This window comes from Methanobrevibacter woesei, from assembly GCF_003111605.1.
GTDB lineage: Archaea > Methanobacteriota > Methanobacteria > Methanobacteriales > Methanobacteriaceae > Methanocatella > Methanocatella woesei.
Window position 1 is genome coordinate 195550 of record NZ_MZGU01000002.1, and the last position, 16820, is coordinate 212369.

Here is a 16820-nt window from a genome sequence, read left to right on the forward strand (position 1 = left end):
GGTTCAATGACATACAAAGAAATAGCTAAAAAATATTTAGAAACTAATGGAATTACCATAGGAGATACAATCAAAGTTAAAAAAGAAGATATCTCCTATGAAGGTATTTTATTAGACAGATCTGAAGATAGTGAAGATGGCTATCTTGTTTTAAAACTAGACAGTGGATATAATATTGGAGTAGCTATTGAAAATACTGAAGCTGAATTAATTGAAAAAGGAGATAAACCAAAAATAGGTTATGAAGGTGGAGAAATAGAAAAAGACCCTAATAAAATGGACATTTCTATTATCTCTACTGGAGGAACTGTTTCTTCAATTATAGATTATAAAACTGGTGCAGTTCACCCTGCATTTACAGCGGAAGATTTACTTAGAGCTAACCCAGAACTTTTAGATTATGCAAATTACAATGTTGAAGCACTTTATAATATTTTAAGTGAAAATATGAAACCTAAATATTGGGTTGAAGCTGCTGAATCAATAGCTGATGATATATCAGAAGGTAGTGACGGTATTGTAATTGCTCATGGTACTGATACCCTACATTATACATCAGCAGCACTTAGTTTTATGTTGGAAACTCCAGTTCCAATTATTATTACTGGTGCTCAAAGAAGTTCTGATAGACCTTCAACTGATGCTCATGTAAATCTTATTGACTCTGTAATAGCTGCAAAATCTGATTTAGCTGAAGTTAGTGTTTGTATGCATGGAAGCCTTGATGATAACTACACATACCTTCATAAAGGAACTAAAGTTAGAAAAATGCACACTTCAAGAAGAGATACCTTTAGAAGTATTAACTTTGAACCAATAGCTAAAATAGAGAATGAATCTATAGAAATTAACCCTCATTACAATTACACAAAAAGAAATGAAAAAGAATTGAAGGTTAATACAGCTATTGAAGAAAAAGTTGGATTCATTAAAAGTTTCCCTGGTATTTCTGAAGAGTTTATTGAATATCATATTGATAAAGGATATAAAGGACTTGTTATTGAAGGAACTGGTCTTGGACATGTCCCAGATAACTTAATTAAATCATTAAGTAGAGCAAATGATGAAAATATTCCAGTTGTTATGACTTCCCAATGTTTATATGGAAGAGTAAATATGAATGTTTACAGTACTGGACGTGAAATCATTGATGCAGGAGTTATTTCTGGAAGAGATATGACCCCTGAAACAGCTTATGTAAAATTATCTTGGGTTTTAGGTCAAAGCGAAGATAAAAAAGAAGTTGAAAAATTGATGAACACAAATATTGCTGGAGAGTTTAATGAAAAGTCTTCAATAAAATATTTCTTAAATTAAAGGTTGTGAAATAATGGATTGGGAAAAATTAGGACTTAAAATGGGACTTGAAATTCATCAGCAATTAAATACTCAACATAAATTATTCTGTCCATGTAAAACAGAACTTATTGATGATGAACATAATGAATTAATAAGAAGAAATTTAAGACCAACACAAAGTGAATTAGGTGAAATTGACAGAGCTGCTCTTCAAGAATCACTACGTAACTTAAATTTCCAATATGAAGCTTATAACTACAATACCTGTCTTGTAGAAACTGATGATGAACCGCCTCATAGCTTAAATGAAGAAGCTCTTGAAATTTCAATTACAATAGCTGCTTTAATGAACATGCACATTGTAGATGAATTCCATACAATGAGAAAACAGGTTATTGATGGAAGTAACACTGGAGGATTTCAAAGAACAGGTTTAGTAGCTACTGACGGATATCTTGACACACCTTATGGTAGAGTAGCTATTGAAAGCCTTGGTCTTGAAGAGGATGCTGCTAGAAGAATTGAAACAACCGATAATTATACTGAATTTAGATTAGATAGATTAGGTATTCCTCTTGCAGAAATTACAACAGATCCCTCTATGCATCATCCAGAACAAGTACGTGAAGTTGCATATATGATTGGTCAGGTATTAAGAAGTACTAATGTAAAAAGAGGTCTTGGAACTATCCGTCAGGATTTAAATATTTCCATTAGCGAGGGAGCACGTGTTGAAATAAAAGGTGTGCAAAATCTTGATTTAATGAGCACAATTGTTGAAAATGAAGTTACAAGACAACTTAACTTAATTGATATTAAAAAAGAGTTAAATGAAAGAAATGCAGAAGTTCTTGAGGAAATTCATGATTTAGATGAGTTATTTGAAAATACTGAATCTAAAATATTAAAATCTGCAGAATCAATTAAAGCAGTGGTTCTTAAAGGATTTAATGGACTCATTGGTCGTGAAGTACAGCCAGGAAGAAGATTCGGTACTGAAATTGCAAGTTATGCTAAGAAACGTGGAGTTTCAGGAATATTCCATAGTGATGAATTACCTGCTTATGGAATTACCCAAGAAGAAGTTGATAAAGTTGCTGAATTCTTAGATATTGGTCCTGAAGATGCATTTATCATTGTAGCTCATGATGAAGACATAGCTATTTCTGCTCTTGAAGAAGTAAAAAGAAGAGCTAACCTTGGATTTGAAGGTGTTCTTGAAGAAACACGTAAATCATTAGATGATGGAAATACTGAATATATGAGGCCACTTCCTACTGCTAATAGGATGTACCTTGAAACTGATATTCCTTTATTTAAAATTACTGATGAACTTGTTGAACCAATTAAAAACAACCTTCCGGAACTCCCTGATGTTAAAAAAGAAAGAATCATTAAAGAATATAATCTTAGTGAAGACTTAGCTAATCAACTTGTAAAAAGATTAGAAGCTGATGTCTTTGAAAATATATTAAGTGATGTTGATGTTAATCCTACACCTGTTGCATCTCTTCTTGCATACGACCTAAGGGAAATCAAAAGAGAAGGATATGACATCACTATTTTAACTACCCAACACTTTAAAGATCTTTTCCAATTATTAGCTGATGGAAAAATAGCTAAAGATAGTGTTACAAAATTAGCAACAGCTATTATTGAATCTCCAGAAGAAGAAGTTATAAAAATAGCTGAAAATAACAATTTAACACTTCTTAGTGAAGGTGAAGTCTGTGAAATTATAGCTAACATTGTAGCGAAAAATGAAAACATGGTAAAAGAGCGTCAAATGGGAGCTATGGGTCCTTTAATGGGTATGAGTATGAAAGAACTTAAAGGAAAAGCAGATGGAAGCCTTGTAAATAAAATTGTTAAAGAAGAAATACAAAAATTATTATAACTATTTCTTCTACTTTTTTTCTTTTTTCATTACATTTAAATATTAAAATCAAATATAAGTTAAAATATTATAAGGAGAGATATTTAAATGGAAAAATATGACATAATCATTGTAGGTGCAGGGCCTGGAGGATTAACTGCTGGAATATATGCCGGTCGTCAAGGAACAAAAACACTAATTTTAGATAAGAATTTAGCTGGTGGAATAGGTCGTGAAGTACCAGAAATGGAGAATTATCCTGGTTTTGATCTAGTTTCTGGTCTTGAACTAGCTGAAAAAATGAAAAATCAATGTGTGAAAAATGTAGAGCTTCATGAAAATGAAGGAGTTAACACAATAGAAAAGATAGAAGATAATGATTATAATTTTAAAGTAGAAAGTGACGAACATAGCTATTTAACAAAAACCGTAATAATAGCTACTGGCAGTTCTCATCAGCAATTAAATATTCCTGGAGAAGAAGAATTTAAAGGAAGAGGTGTTAGCTATTGTGCTACCTGTGATGGAATGTTTTTTGCAGGAAAAGACATTGCAATGGTAGGTGGAGGAAATAGTGCACTTCAGGAAGCTGTTTTTCTCTCAAATCTAGGTTGTAATGTAACTGTTATTCACAGAAGAGAAGAATTCAGAGCAGAGCAATACTTACAGGATAAACTTAAAGAAAAAGGAATAAAAACCATTATGAATGCAACTGTTGAAGAGATAAAAGGAGATATGCTTGTCAACTCCATAACCATTAAAGATAAAGAAAGTGGAGAGTTAAAAGACCTTGAAGTTAATGGTGTGTTCATAAGTGTTGGATATAAACCTCATACAAAACTAGCTGAAGAATTAGGTGTTGATTTAGATAAAAATAATCAGATTATAACTGATAAAAATCAAAAAACAAATATTAATTATGTTTATTCAGCAGGAGATGTTTGTGGAGGGGTTAAACAATGGGTTGTTGCATGTGGTGAAGGTGCAATAGCTGCAACTTCTGCATATAAAGATATTGAAAATAGCTAGTGACTATGTTATTTTCTATTAAATTCTCCTTTATTTTGATAAAAAGAACATACTCTCTTTTATTTATTAAAATTTTTTTATTGATCAATACCACTTATTTTTACAAGTTTTTAAAAAAAAAAACTATTAAAATAATTTTTAGAATTAATGAATAACATCCCTATTAAGTTAAAAAAAAAAGTTTATAATATTATAATAACAAGATACACATATAAAAATTTATATGTAAAAAATGGAGGGTACTATGAAACAAAAACATATAATTTTAATCTGTTTAGCAATTATAGTTGTTGTTGCAGCTTGTGTTGCATTATATCTAAACTCACAAGTAACTACCCAGTTAACTCCATCTAATTCGAACATTACAAATGGAGATAATTTTACGGTTACTTTAACAAGTGAAAATGGAGAAGCGTTAGCAAATCAAACAGTAACCTTAACTATAATAAACCAATTGAATGAAACAAACAATTATACACTTGTTACTGATAGTTCTGGGGCAGTTACACTGATTATTAATATGAGTAGTGGAAATTATACAATCAACGGTGTATTCAATGGAAATGGACATTATAAAGGATCAAACTTCACACAAAGTTTAATTGTAACAGAACCTCTTGAAAGTAATTCTCAGTCTAGTTCAGCAAGTGGAACAATGTCAAGTTTTGAAAAAACATTAGAAGCATTTGAAAATTCACCTAATCCAGATTTTGAAACTGGCATAATAACAAAGCCTGATGGTTCAAAATGGGTTGTTACTGGAGATCGTGAAGCACCTTACGGTTCAGCAGAAGGAGAAGACATATTAAATAGTGCTATGGGATACTAAAATTAAAAAAATCAAGCAAAACTTTAAAAAATATTTTTATTTTTTTATTATTTTATCTATTTAAAAAAAAACAAGAAAAAACTTACTTTGGATGTAATTATCTTCTTCAATTAATAAAAAATAAAAAAAAGAAAGTCATGTAAGACTTTCAAAACCTTTTGTAGCTAATAACCTTATAAATGAATCTTCAGGTTCCATTACAATATTTCCTTCAGAATATTGTTCAATAGCTACTTCAGTCATTGTAGCTTTTTTACCTGGATCTTCAGCAGCTTCAGCAAGTGCTTTAGCCAATACTAATACTGCATCTCCCCTTGACATATTACCTGTAATTCCAGTATCCCTACCAGCATATCCTGCATAGTTATCATTTTGCCTTACAATATCAACTGAACTGAGGTTGGTTACAACACCATTAACTTCAAGTGGTCTTATTGAATCTATAATAGCATCTAATCCTTCATCATAAACAATTACTACAGCATCAGCATGCATTCCAGTATTATATTCTACAATTTCTTTTGCATTTTCTATACCTTCTTCTGGTCCATTCCATAATGAATCATGAAGGAACATTGGTCCTGAAAGACCACCTGGAGCAGTTTTATTAGGATGTGTCATTCCTCCAGGATAAATAGGAGTATAATTAGCTAAAGTTCCATTGTCAAGTTCAACCATGAAAGCCATGTCCAAACCTCCACCAGTCTGTTCATTTTTATCAACAGCTAGAACTAATATGCTTTTATCTCCTAAAGTTAAAGTAGGACTATCACTTAAGAAGATACTTCCTATAAAAACCCCCAATCCAATAATAATTAACATAATAATTATTATAATAATCTTATTTCTTCGTTTCATAGTTACCTCACATTAATGTTTATACTGTGTAATAAAAAGTATCTTAATAGTTAATTATTTAGTAAGTTATAGTATTAAATTTTAACCTAAAATCATTATTACCCTTTTAATTAAATACAATACTTCATTATTATATTAATATAAATGTCTATCAATATTTTAAATGTTAAAAATGTTGTTTGAATAGAATAAAAAAACAATAATACTCTAAAAAATAATTAGATAAAATATTTATATACTACCATTTATACAAAATAAATGGAGGAATAAATTATGGAAATTAGTGCAAGAAACGGATTAAAAGGAAAAGTAGAAAGTGTAAAATTAGGTGAAGTAGTAGCTAGTGTTAAAATTAAAGTAGATGAACCGGGTATGATTACTGCTGTTATTACAAGAGAATCTGTTGAAGAATTAGGAATTAGCGAAGGAGATGATGTAAAAGCTATAATCAAAGCTACTGAAATTATGGTAGCTAAATAGATTATATCTTCTTTTTCTATTTTTATTTTTTTAAATAATTATTTTATAACCTTTTTTTCTATTATCTCTTCTTCTAGAATCAAAAGAAACTAAATCATAAACTAGTGGATTTTGAATTAGAATTTCCCATACTTTGTAAGTGACTTTGATAAAATCATCATTTAATCGAATGTTATCTTTCATTATAGGGCATTCATAAGGTATTTCATTTTCATCTAAAATTAAGTGTAGTTTCCTATCTTTTGAGATATGTGCTATTAATGGAAAAGTTCTGCATTGTATTGGTCTTATTGAACGATCACACTTTGGAGGATTAATACATTCCACCATAAAAACATCTTCTTTCCATGAAGGTGGGAAATCAACTTCTTTCGAATTAACTGCATATAAATTAAAGTTATCACTGTCCTCATACATTAACTCTTCACCAGGTAAAAGGAATAAACCTACTGCTTCATGTTCTTCACTTTCATCATAAACACAACATATTTCACCACATAATTTTCCACAATCATAATCTAATGGTGAGACTTCCTCAAGCAAATCATATATTTTTTGAATACTTTTTTTCATTTCATCAGCTGTAATTTCCATTTTATCCCTCATTTATCTGATGATTACTTATTAATCCCAAAGAATTTCACCAATAAAATCCATAATAACACCACATTTTGGACACTTGAATACATCATCTTTTTTTAAATGAAGTTCTCTGCCACATTCTTCACATGAATACCTTGGAACGAAAAGTTCACCCTCTTTAGAGCGAATTCTAAAGAAATTAAGAGGATAATATTTTTCACAATCACTACATTCATATAATTCTCCAGATAAAACATGCTCAAACAGATATTCTGGATTTTCATATTTATCCTCATCATTTTCATGAATAAATGATTCAGAAGAAAGAATTTTATCAAGCTCTTCCCTATTAATTAGATTATCTAACTCAGATAATATTTCACAGGTTTTCTTAAAATCAGGAAACAACCTTCCAAAACCTAAAAAATAGGAAACACTATGTCCACAATTAGGACATACATACTCCATTCCATAACCCATAATCTCACTCCCAAACAAACTCTTTAACAAAATTTAAAAAGAGCTATTTCACATTTATTTATCTTTTTAAGAGAAATAATTTAAATTTTACTAACCCTTTTTAACTACACAACAACATTTTAAAAAACTATTTATAGTGCTATTAACTAATTAATGTTTATAATATTAATTTAAAAAAAAGTAATACTATTATCTTAATATATTTTATAAAAGTATTACAAAGGATAATTAATATTTGAAAATGAATTAAAATGTGAAGGCTTATGGACAAAAAGAAGTTGACTATAATTGCAGTAGTCATAGTAATTATAATTATTGCATTAGGTATTGGACTCAGCATGAATACAACTAAAGATACAAATCCACAACATATTGTAATTGCTGATTCAAATAATCATGGAGAACCTGATAATGGTTTTGATGCTCTAACTGGATGGGGATCAGGCCATTCAAATCACAATACTTTAATTTACAGCACATTATTTAAAACTGATGAAAATGGAACAATAATTAACGATTTAGCAACTAACTACACAATAAGTTCCGATGGTCTTATATGGACCGTAAATATAAGGGATGATGTTAAATTTTCAAATAATAAAACTTTAGATGCTGAAGATGTTGCTTTCTCATTTAATACAGCAAAAAATAGTAGTACAGAACTAGATTTAACAAATCTCAATTATGCAAAAGCTATTGATAACTATACAATAGAATTCCATTTAAATGAATCAAGATCTACATTTATTTATGATTTAAGATATTTAGGAATTGTTTCAGCTGAAGATTATAATAATGAAACATATGGATCAAATCCTATTGGTTCTGGACCCTATATTTTAAAAGAATGGGATCGTGGCCAACAGGCAATATTCACAATTAATGAAAATTATTATGGAGAAAAACCATATTTCACACAAATTACATTACTTTTCCCAGATGAATCCAGTTCTTTAGAATTAGTAAAATCTGGAGAAGTAGATGTAATATCTGCACCATTCAATGGACTTAACGAAACTGTAGAAGGTTATAATAAAATTAATTTATCAGCTGGAAGAGCACAAGGAATTTCACTCCCATACCTTCCAAATAATGGAACAACAAGTGAAGACGGTGATGTAATAGGAAATAACGTAACTTCTGACATTAACATTAGAAAAGCATTAAATATTGGAATTAACCGTTCAGAAATTGTTGACAGCGTATATTCAGGATATGGTCATGTTGAATATAGTGGAGTAGATTCAAGGGACTATGGAAATACAGAAGCAGCAGTAGAAGATGGAGATATTGAAAGTGCAAAGAATATACTTGACGCAGCTGGATGGAAGGACTCAGATGGAGATGGTATAAGAGAAAAAAATGGTACCAAAGCATCCTTTGAATTGTATTATCCATCTGAAAATATAGACAGACAATCTGTTTCACTGCTTTTCTCAGAACAGGCAAAAGAATTAGGAATTGAAGTAGAACTAGTTGGAACTGATTGGGACACAATATATACTAAAATGTACAGCCAAGCAGTATTCTGGCAGCAATCCTCACAAAATCCATACACAATGATTTATCAACAGTACCACAGCAAAACAGCTGATAATAGCTACATGAATCCAAACCTTTATAATAACTCAGAAGTAGATTCAATACTCCATGAAGCAGTTACCACTACTGATTCTGTAAGTGCAAACAGTTTATGGAGTAAGGCAGCTTATACTGGAGATGGTGGATTTGGACCTTCAGGTGATGCACCATGGGTATGGATAAGTACTTTTGACTATGTATACTTTGTAGCTGAAGATGTAAACATAACCACTGAAAGGCCAGACAACTATGGAAACGATTTATTAATAAACATTGAAAAATGGAGCAGAAATTAAATTTTAATTAATGAGTAATTATATAAAAGAATTATAACTATTCATTTAACTTATTTTTATATAAAAAAGTAATTTATCACTTATCTAAATTTTTACTAAGTTTAAATTTCTAAATAAGTAATAAAAATAATATTTAGAAAAATAATTTTTTAGTACTTATCAGAAATAAAAACATAGATAACAAAAGCTATAACTAAAATTACAATAATAGGCAATAACCAAGCAAATATTTGGAATATAGCTGCTGCAATTAAAATAGCTATTATGATATAAAGTAAATCTTTAAGTTCCATGAATTAATATTACTGATAATCCTATTTAAAACTTAAGAAAAATACTATTTTTTAATCTATGAAAAAAATAAACTATAAAATATAAAAACTTCTAATATTATACTATTGTTATAATATTTAGGAGTATAAAATGAAAATTCTAGTTGTTAATAATAAAGGTCAATATAATCACAGAATTCAACGTAGTTTACAATATCTTAAAATTCCATCAGAATTAGTTTCAAATACATTGAGTATTGAAGAAATAGAAGCTAAAAACCCAATAGGTCTCATTTTAGGTGGTGGACCTTCAATTGAAGGTGCAGGAAATAGTGAAGAATATATTAAACACTTTGATATACCTATTCTTGGAATCTGTTTAGGTCATCAATTAATAGCAAAAACATATGGTGGAGAAGTTTCTACTTCTGAAACTGAAAGTTACGCAAAAGTAGAAATTGATATTTTAAACGATGAAGATTTATTTAAAGGATTAGCTCCTAAAATGGAAGTTTGGTCTTCACATAAAGATGAAGTGAAAACAATCCCAAAAGATTTCAAAATATTAGCTAATTCAAATTTATGTGATGTTGAATCATTTAAACATAAAGATAAAGATGTATATGGAATACAATTCCATCCAGAAGTACATCACACTCCTAAAGGTTCAGTAATCTTTGAAAATTTCTATGATATTTGTAAAGAAAAGGTGTAATAATGATTGATAATGCTGAAGACTTAAAAAACAAGGCAATGGACAATAAACCTGCATTAAAAAGAAAATATATTAACATCCCTATTGGTGATGTGGAATATGGCTTCAAAGTAAGTGGAATTGGTGCAAAAGCAATAAGACTTGAAAAATATGTCAAATATGATGAAATAATTGAAGCTGTTGAAGAAGGTAATGATGAAGGTTTAGAGGCTTTGATTAAAAAGTTTATTGAAGATTATGAGCCTGAAGATGAAGACGAAGAAGAGTAAGTGGTTACAATGATGTTAGACCCAAAAGATTTTATTGAAGAAGCTATCTCTAAAATAAAAGAACAAATTGGAGATGAAAAAGCTATTATTGCATTATCCGGAGGAGTTGACAGTTCTGTATGCTCTGTTTTAGTTCAAGAAGCTATTGGCGATAATTTAATAGCAATTTTCGTAGACCATGGACTTTTAAGAGAAGGAGAAGTTGAAGAAGTAACAAACACCTTTAAAGATAGGTTAAATTTCAACTATGTGGATGCATCTGATGAATTCTTAGATGCTCTTGAAGGTGTAGAAGATCCTGAAGAAAAAAGAAAAATCATTGGAAAAGTATTCATTGATGTATTTGAAAGAGAAGCAGCTAAAACCGATGCTAAATATTTAGTTCAGGGAACAATTGCACCTGACTGGATTGAAAGTGAAGGTAAAATTAAATCTCACCACAATTTAGCATTACCTAGTGGTATGGTTTTAGAAGTTGTAGAACCTATTCGTGACTTATACAAAGATGAAGTAAGAGAAATAGGTTTAGAACTAGATTTACCTGAAAAAGTAGTATTTAGACAACCATTCCCAGGACCTGGACTTGGTGTAAGAGTAATTGGGCCATTAACTAGAGAAAATTTAGCTATTTGTAGAAAAGCTAATAAGATTGTAGCTGATGAAATTGAAGCAGCAGGTATTGATAAAGATGTATGGCAATATTTCGCTGTTTTAACTGATAGTAAAGTTACTGGAGTTAAAGGAGATCAAAGAGACTTTGGATATCTTGTTGTTGTAAGAATTGTTAATTCTGTTGATGCAATGACAGCATATGTTCCAGAGTTACCTTGGGAAGTTATTCGTAAAATCTCCCAAAGAATTACATCTGAAGTTTCAGAAGTTACACATGTTGCTTTATCCATAAGTGATAAACCACCTAGTACTATTGAATTTGCTTAAATAAATTTGGATTATACTATGAAAACTAAATTTTGCCCCAATTGTGGCAATGAAATACCATTAAATGAAGATATCTGCAGATACTGTCTTAAAGATACTGCAGATACTAGTTTTTTATCTACAAACAGTGGACAATATCAATATAGTTTAAAAACTTTTAAACCAGAAAAATCATCCAAAATAAACCCTCAAGTTAAAGAAACAAGAAAAAATATTAAAAAATATTCTGAAGGAATACCAATTAGAAGAATATTACTTTTAATGATTGTTACTTGTGGTTTATATGTGATTTATTGGTTTTATAGAAGTTCAAAATTTACAAAGGAAAATGGAAAAAATGTAAATCCAATATTAAGAACAGTACTTTTCTTTATTCCAATTGTAAATCTTGTTGCTATCTATTTACTATTCTATGATATTAAAAACATTGTTAAAACAAAAGACATATCATTTAATGTGCCTATTAACTTTGTTTTATTTATATTTGGATATTTACTTAGTTTATGGTCAATAATTAACATACAAGAAGCAATGAATGAATATTATAGATTAAATAATCCAAATTTAATTGAAAAAAGAAACTTTACAACTAGTGAAAAAGTAGTAATGGTAATATTTATCTTAATTTATGCGATAATTATTTTATCCATATTATGCTTAATTTTCATGTTTATTTAATTATAAACATACTCTTTATTTTTTTATAGATGATTTACGATGATTACAACAAAAAATGCTTACCTTCAAAAGTTAACAGAACAAATCCAGATGAAATCTGTTAAAGTTGGAAAAGATCTTGAAGGAAGTACTCCACCATCTGTTTTTATTGGACGTTGGTCATATCCTAAAGTTTATGCAGGACCTATGATGGTTGGTGAAACTGGAGATACATCAATAATGGATTCACCTGAATCATGGATTGGAGAACATAAAACACAAGAGGACATTATAAATTACAGAATGAATTTAGTTCGTGGCAAGCAACTTATTAAAATAACTGACTTGGAAAACCCCTTTGTTGAAAAATTACAAGATATATCCCTTGCATCAAAATCTATTGACAGTGAAGCAACCTTTGGTAAACGTCCAAGAGGTGCCTTACTTACAGAAGACAGTATGCCCCATGGACCTAGTGCAGTTATTGAAAAATTTGATATTGATGCTGTTCGTTGGGATAAACAATTAGAAAAGACTTTTTATGATACTGATTTAACTGCACGTGAAGCCGTTTTAAATCTGCACAATAAAGATGTTCCTTTTACAGCAATGCAAAAGGCATTTTCGGTTGGTGCAATTGGTACCAAATACAAAAGAAAATTAGTTCCAACAAGATGGTCTATAACTGCCTGTGATTCTACTTTAGCAGATTTATTCTTAAAAGAAGTGAGAAAATTTGATATACTTGACACCTACAGAGTATATGAATTTGGAAGTTTAAATAATTATTATATTATTATATTAACACCAACAGAATGGCAGTATGAGTGGTATGAAGCATTTATCCAGTTAATTGGAAAAGAAGAGTTAATCTTTTCAGATTATGAAACAAATACTGATAAAAAAGAATATTCCTCAGTAGGTGGATGTTACTACACCAGTAAAATGGCGGTGCTTGATGCATTAGTTAAAGAGAAAAAACAAGCAGGTTTAATTGTGTTAAGAGAAGCTTATGAAGGATATGTTCCTCTTGGAGTGTTCAATGTTCGTGAAAATATGAAAAATGCAATGTCAAGCCCATACAAAGAATTTGAAACCTTAAAAGATGCATTGAAATATGCTGGAACTAAACTTAAAATTCCAATAAGCAAATATGTTAAACAGGGAACTTTATTAAATGAGTTATTACATACAAAACAGACTACATTAGACATGTATTTTAAGAAAGGATAACATGATATTCAAATTTAAAGAACCTTCAAATAAAACTAAAGAAGTAATGAGTGAAGTTGCAAAAGGCAACATTGATACAGACTTTGAAAGTGAAGCAGAAGCAAAAATAAATAAGATAACAAACCACAAATTTGTAAAACTGACAAATAGTGGAAATGCAAGTATTTTTCTAGCTATTGCATCAACAGAAGGACCTATAATAATTCCAGATCAAGGTGGATGGAATGGATTTAAACAGGTTGCCAATTATTTAAACAGAGATATTATCACATTAAAAACAGATTATGGTTTTATAAATACTGATTATTTAGAAGATATTGATGAAGGAAACCTTATTTTAACAAGTTTTGCAGGATACACAGCAGAACAGGATATAAAAGCAATTTATGATATTTGCAGTGATAAAAATATAACACTTATTGAAGATGCATCTGCAGGTCTGGGAGATGATAAAAATATTTTAGGTAATGGAAAATATGCAGACATCATAGTTGCATCAACAGGCTCACCTAAAATAATAAATGTTGGAAACGGAGGATTCATCTCAACAGATAATCCTGATGTTTTAGAAAAAACAAGAATTCTTCAAAAAATTGTAAAAATAAATGAAATTACTGCAAGTGGTGTATGTGTAGAACTTGAAAATATAGGCAAAAAACTTAACACCACAATAAATGCATGTAACTATCTCAAAAACAGCCTTGACGATGTAATACATGCAGATAAAAGAGGGCTAAATGTAATAATTAAAGATGCTAAACCAAAAGACTTTTCATGGAATTTGAAAAAGGAACTTAAAACTGATAAGAAAGGATTCATTACAAAATGCCCTAATTATAATAGAATTAAGGAAAAAGCAGTAGCAATTGAAATTAAAAATTTAGATTATAATTGCCTTAAAAAAGAATACTTAGACAAAATTATAGAGATTATAGAAAAAAATAAAACAGAAAAAATCAGTAATCAACAATGAGTTTTGTGATTTTATCAATAATGACATCTTCCATACATATATTGTCTAATTCATCATCAGAAATAGAATAAATCTTCTGTAAAATAGAATTGTCAGCTATTAAAACATCATCATCACGAGTAAACATTGAAGATAATTTATCAACAATTTCATCTGAGCAATTTATCAAAACAGCACATAAATTCATTTCACCTTCTTTAAGACCTAAAATTTTAAATGATTTGGAAATCTGTTTTTGAGCTGAACATCTAACACAGATTTCAACACCCAAATCATCAGCAAAATTTTCATCTCTCCCAAAAGCAAGAAATGCCTGATTAATTCCATGAATAACATGCTGTTTACCAGCTATTGCATCAGCATTTAACAATTGAACAATAGAATCATCATCTTTAAAAGAATTAATTTCACTTAATGTATCCTCAACAGAATCAATAACTCCTTTAAACCCTAAAACTTTAATATCTGAATTATCAATCATCATAAAATCACATCATCTAAGAAATTAATCTATTAACACCTGCAATATATGCTTTAACACTTGCATTAATAATATCCGGTTCAGTACCTCTAGCAGAAATTATTTGATCTCCTTTTTGAAGTTTAACAATAACATCAATAAATGCATCAGTACCCCCAGTAATCGCGTCTACATGGTATTCAACAAGTTCAATATCTGCAAATTCTGAAATTGATTTTTTAACAGCATTAATAGCAGCATCAACAGGACCAATACCAACACCTGCTTCTAAAACATCATTACCATCAATAGTTAATTTAATAGATGCAGTTGGAAGTACTTTATTACCTGAAACAATAGTAACTTCTTCTAATTTAATTCTATCTTCATAATTAATATTTAAAACATTATCAGCTATTGCCTGTAAATCCACATCAGTAACAGTTTTTCCATTGTCTGCTAAAAATTTAATATTATCACATATTTGCTGAAGCTGATTACTATTAACATTAAGACCTAATTCTTTTAACCTACTATTAAGACCATGAGTACCCATGTGTTTTCCAATGACAAATTTACGTTTACGTCCAACTAATTCTGGAGTTATAGGTTCATAAGTACTAGCATTTTTAATAATTCCATCAGAATGAATACCAGATTCATGAGCAAATGCATTTTCACCAACAATAGCCTTATTAGGTTGTATGTATACACCAGTTAATCTTGCAACTAACTTTGAAATAGAATACAACTCATGAATATCAATGGAAGTATCAAAATCTGGAAGCAATGAGTTAATACTGACGACAGTTTCTTCAAAAGAAGTATTACCTGCTCTTTCACCAATACCATTAACAGTAGAATGGAATTCAGAAGATCCACCTTTAATTGCAGCTAATGTATTGGCAACTGCAAGACCAAAATCATTATGACAATGACAGCTTACAGGAACCTTAAGATCTCTTAAGCTATTGAACATATTAAAAGAAGCATCAGGAGTAAAAATACCAACAGTATCACATACACAAACCCTATCAGCACCACAGTCAATAGCATTATTAAAAACTGTTCTTAAAAAATCAACATCAGTTCTAGATGCATCTTCTGCAGAAAGTTCAACAACCAATCCATGATCCTTACAGTATTCAACAGCAGAGTTAGACATTTCAATAAGCTCTTCTTTGGTGGTGTTTAATTTTTGAAAAATATGTAAATCTGAAGTGGGAACCACTAAATTAACAGCATCTACACCACATTCAATACAGTAATCAATATCCTTGTTTAAAGGCCTTGAAAAACTTAAAATTTCAGCATTTAAATTTTCATTAGTAATTGTTTTAATACAATCTCTTTCACCTTCAGAAGTAATTGCAGAACCAGCTTCAATAAAGTCAACACCAATCTCATCTAATTTAAGAGCTATTCTTAATTTTTCAGAAGGATTTAATGAAACACCAGGAGTTTGTTCTCCATCCCTTAAAGTAGTATCTAATACCTTGATATTCATGAATATCGCCTATAACGATGTAAAATAAAAGTAAAAAACAAACAATAACAAGTAAAATAATAATAAAAACAAAATAACAAAAAAAAAGAATTGATAATTGTATATATGAGATGGCTTGCAGCGAAATGAAATTCCCATAGAAAAACCATAGTACACAAACAAAACACAAAAAGACTTCACTTCTGGGATCGAAACGAGACCAGGTATAACCCTCATGCTATGACCGCAAAACCAATCATATATACTAATGATAATGAAAAAATAATTCCAAACACTTTCACCCTAAACTGAATACACCTAACCAAACCATTATAAAAATCATGGTATTATTCATGTAAAAAACATGAAAAAGTTATTATAAATTCGAAAATAATGCAAGCGAACAATTGGAAGCAGCGGACTAAACAACTCGGAAAAAAAACCTCGAAGCTCACATCCCTACCCCATCAAACAAGTCTTCTACTCGCGTTCTATAGCAATCTATT

The 16820-nt window shown here is 29.8% G+C and carries 18 protein-coding genes and 2 rRNA genes; 12 read left to right on the forward strand and 8 right to left on the reverse strand.

Annotated elements, in window-relative coordinates:
- Positions 1-6 precede the first annotated feature (6 nt).
- The 4 genes from gatD (at position 7) to MBBWO_RS01345 (ending at position 5033) form a co-directional block, all read left to right on the forward strand.
- The gene (gatD, locus tag MBBWO_RS01330; protein ID WP_116669084.1) at positions 7-1317 is read left to right on the forward strand and encodes a Glu-tRNA(Gln) amidotransferase subunit GatD; all 1311 of its coding nucleotides are present in this window, start codon (positions 7-9) and stop codon (positions 1315-1317) included.
- Positions 1318-1330: 13 nt separating this feature from the next.
- On the forward strand, positions 1331-3196 hold the full coding sequence (gene gatE / locus MBBWO_RS01335; RefSeq protein ID WP_116669085.1) for a Glu-tRNA(Gln) amidotransferase subunit GatE: 1866 nt from the start codon (positions 1331-1333) through the stop codon (positions 3194-3196).
- An 87-nt stretch (positions 3197-3283) separates the two neighbouring features.
- Positions 3284-4204, forward strand: a complete 921-nt coding sequence (trxB, locus tag MBBWO_RS01340; RefSeq protein ID WP_116669086.1) for a thioredoxin-disulfide reductase — start codon at positions 3284-3286, stop codon at positions 4202-4204.
- Positions 4205-4448: 244 nt separating this feature from the next.
- A complete protein-coding gene (locus MBBWO_RS01345) occupies positions 4449-5033 on the forward strand; it encodes an Ig-like domain repeat protein (protein ID WP_116669087.1) in 585 nt (194 codons plus the stop codon).
- A gap of 135 nt (positions 5034-5168) precedes the next feature.
- Here MBBWO_RS01345 and MBBWO_RS01350 read toward each other — a convergent pair whose 3' ends face one another.
- A complete protein-coding gene (locus MBBWO_RS01350; protein WP_116669088.1) occupies positions 5169-5891 on the reverse strand; it encodes a DUF4012 domain-containing protein in 723 nt (240 codons plus the stop codon).
- A 273-nt stretch (positions 5892-6164) separates the two neighbouring features.
- On the opposite strand from MBBWO_RS01350, the gene MBBWO_RS01355 reads away from it, so the two are divergent.
- Positions 6165-6371, forward strand: coding sequence for a TOBE domain-containing protein (locus MBBWO_RS01355; RefSeq protein ID WP_116669089.1), 207 nt, complete (start codon positions 6165-6167; stop codon positions 6369-6371).
- A gap of 30 nt (positions 6372-6401) precedes the next feature.
- On the opposite strand, the gene MBBWO_RS01360 is transcribed toward MBBWO_RS01355, so the two are convergent.
- Positions 6402-6965, reverse strand: coding sequence for a hypothetical protein (locus MBBWO_RS01360; RefSeq protein ID WP_116669109.1), 564 nt, complete (start codon positions 6963-6965; stop codon positions 6402-6404).
- A gap of 30 nt (positions 6966-6995) precedes the next feature.
- Complete coding sequence (locus MBBWO_RS01365) at positions 6996-7433, reverse strand: Rpo12/RPC10 RNA polymerase subunit family protein (RefSeq protein WP_116669090.1); 438 nt, start codon at positions 7431-7433, stop codon at positions 6996-6998.
- A 263-nt stretch (positions 7434-7696) separates the two neighbouring features.
- Here MBBWO_RS01365 and MBBWO_RS01370 point away from each other — a divergent pair, with 263 nt between their 5' ends.
- Positions 7697-9310, forward strand: a complete 1614-nt coding sequence (locus MBBWO_RS01370) for an ABC transporter substrate-binding protein (RefSeq protein WP_116669091.1) — start codon at positions 7697-7699, stop codon at positions 9308-9310.
- 149 nt (positions 9311-9459) lie between these two features.
- Here MBBWO_RS01370 and MBBWO_RS08090 read toward each other — a convergent pair whose 3' ends face one another.
- Complete coding sequence (locus MBBWO_RS08090) at positions 9460-9603, reverse strand: hypothetical protein (protein WP_165807907.1); 144 nt, start codon at positions 9601-9603, stop codon at positions 9460-9462.
- A gap of 130 nt (positions 9604-9733) precedes the next feature.
- On the opposite strand from MBBWO_RS08090, the gene MBBWO_RS01375 reads away from it, so the two are divergent.
- From MBBWO_RS01375 to MBBWO_RS01400, 6 genes are read left to right on the forward strand one after another with little or no spacing between them, the layout of a single operon-like run.
- On the forward strand, positions 9734-10297 hold the full coding sequence (locus tag MBBWO_RS01375; RefSeq protein WP_116669092.1) for a GMP synthase subunit A: 564 nt from the start codon (positions 9734-9736) through the stop codon (positions 10295-10297).
- 2 nt (positions 10298-10299) lie between these two features.
- Positions 10300-10566 (forward strand): hypothetical protein, encoded by a 267-nt coding sequence (locus tag MBBWO_RS01380; protein ID WP_116669093.1) that lies wholly within the window; start codon positions 10300-10302, stop codon positions 10564-10566.
- 12 nt (positions 10567-10578) lie between these two features.
- Positions 10579-11505: a glutamine-hydrolyzing GMP synthase gene (gene guaA / locus MBBWO_RS01385; RefSeq protein ID WP_116669110.1), complete on the forward strand. Its 927-nt coding sequence runs from the start codon at positions 10579-10581 to the stop codon at positions 11503-11505.
- Positions 11506-11523: 18 nt separating this feature from the next.
- Entirely contained in the window at positions 11524-12183 is a 660-nt protein-coding gene (locus MBBWO_RS01390) for a DUF4234 domain-containing protein (RefSeq protein WP_116669094.1), read from the forward strand.
- 39 nt (positions 12184-12222) lie between these two features.
- Positions 12223-13395: an Nre family DNA repair protein gene (locus MBBWO_RS01395; RefSeq protein ID WP_116669095.1), complete on the forward strand. Its 1173-nt coding sequence runs from the start codon at positions 12223-12225 to the stop codon at positions 13393-13395.
- A gap of 1 nt (position 13396) precedes the next feature.
- Positions 13397-14368 (forward strand): DegT/DnrJ/EryC1/StrS family aminotransferase, encoded by a 972-nt coding sequence (locus MBBWO_RS01400; protein ID WP_116669096.1) that lies wholly within the window; start codon positions 13397-13399, stop codon positions 14366-14368.
- Here MBBWO_RS01400 and cgi121 read toward each other — a convergent pair.
- The 4 genes from cgi121 to MBBWO_RS08180 all read right to left on the reverse strand — a co-directional run.
- A complete protein-coding gene (gene cgi121 / locus MBBWO_RS01405) occupies positions 14352-14852 on the reverse strand; it encodes a KEOPS complex subunit Cgi121 (RefSeq protein ID WP_243408447.1) in 501 nt (166 codons plus the stop codon). The two genes, MBBWO_RS01400 and cgi121, sit on opposite strands and share 17 nt — an antisense overlap.
- Before the next feature lie 13 nt (positions 14853-14865).
- Entirely contained in the window at positions 14866-16335 is a 1470-nt protein-coding gene (locus MBBWO_RS01410; RefSeq protein WP_116669097.1) for a (R)-citramalate synthase, read from the reverse strand.
- A gap of 112 nt (positions 16336-16447) precedes the next feature.
- Positions 16448-16566, reverse strand: a 5S ribosomal RNA gene (gene rrf, locus MBBWO_RS01415).
- A 135-nt stretch (positions 16567-16701) separates the two neighbouring features.
- Positions 16702-16820: ribosomal RNA gene (locus MBBWO_RS08180) — 23S ribosomal RNA — on the reverse strand; the annotation flags it as partial.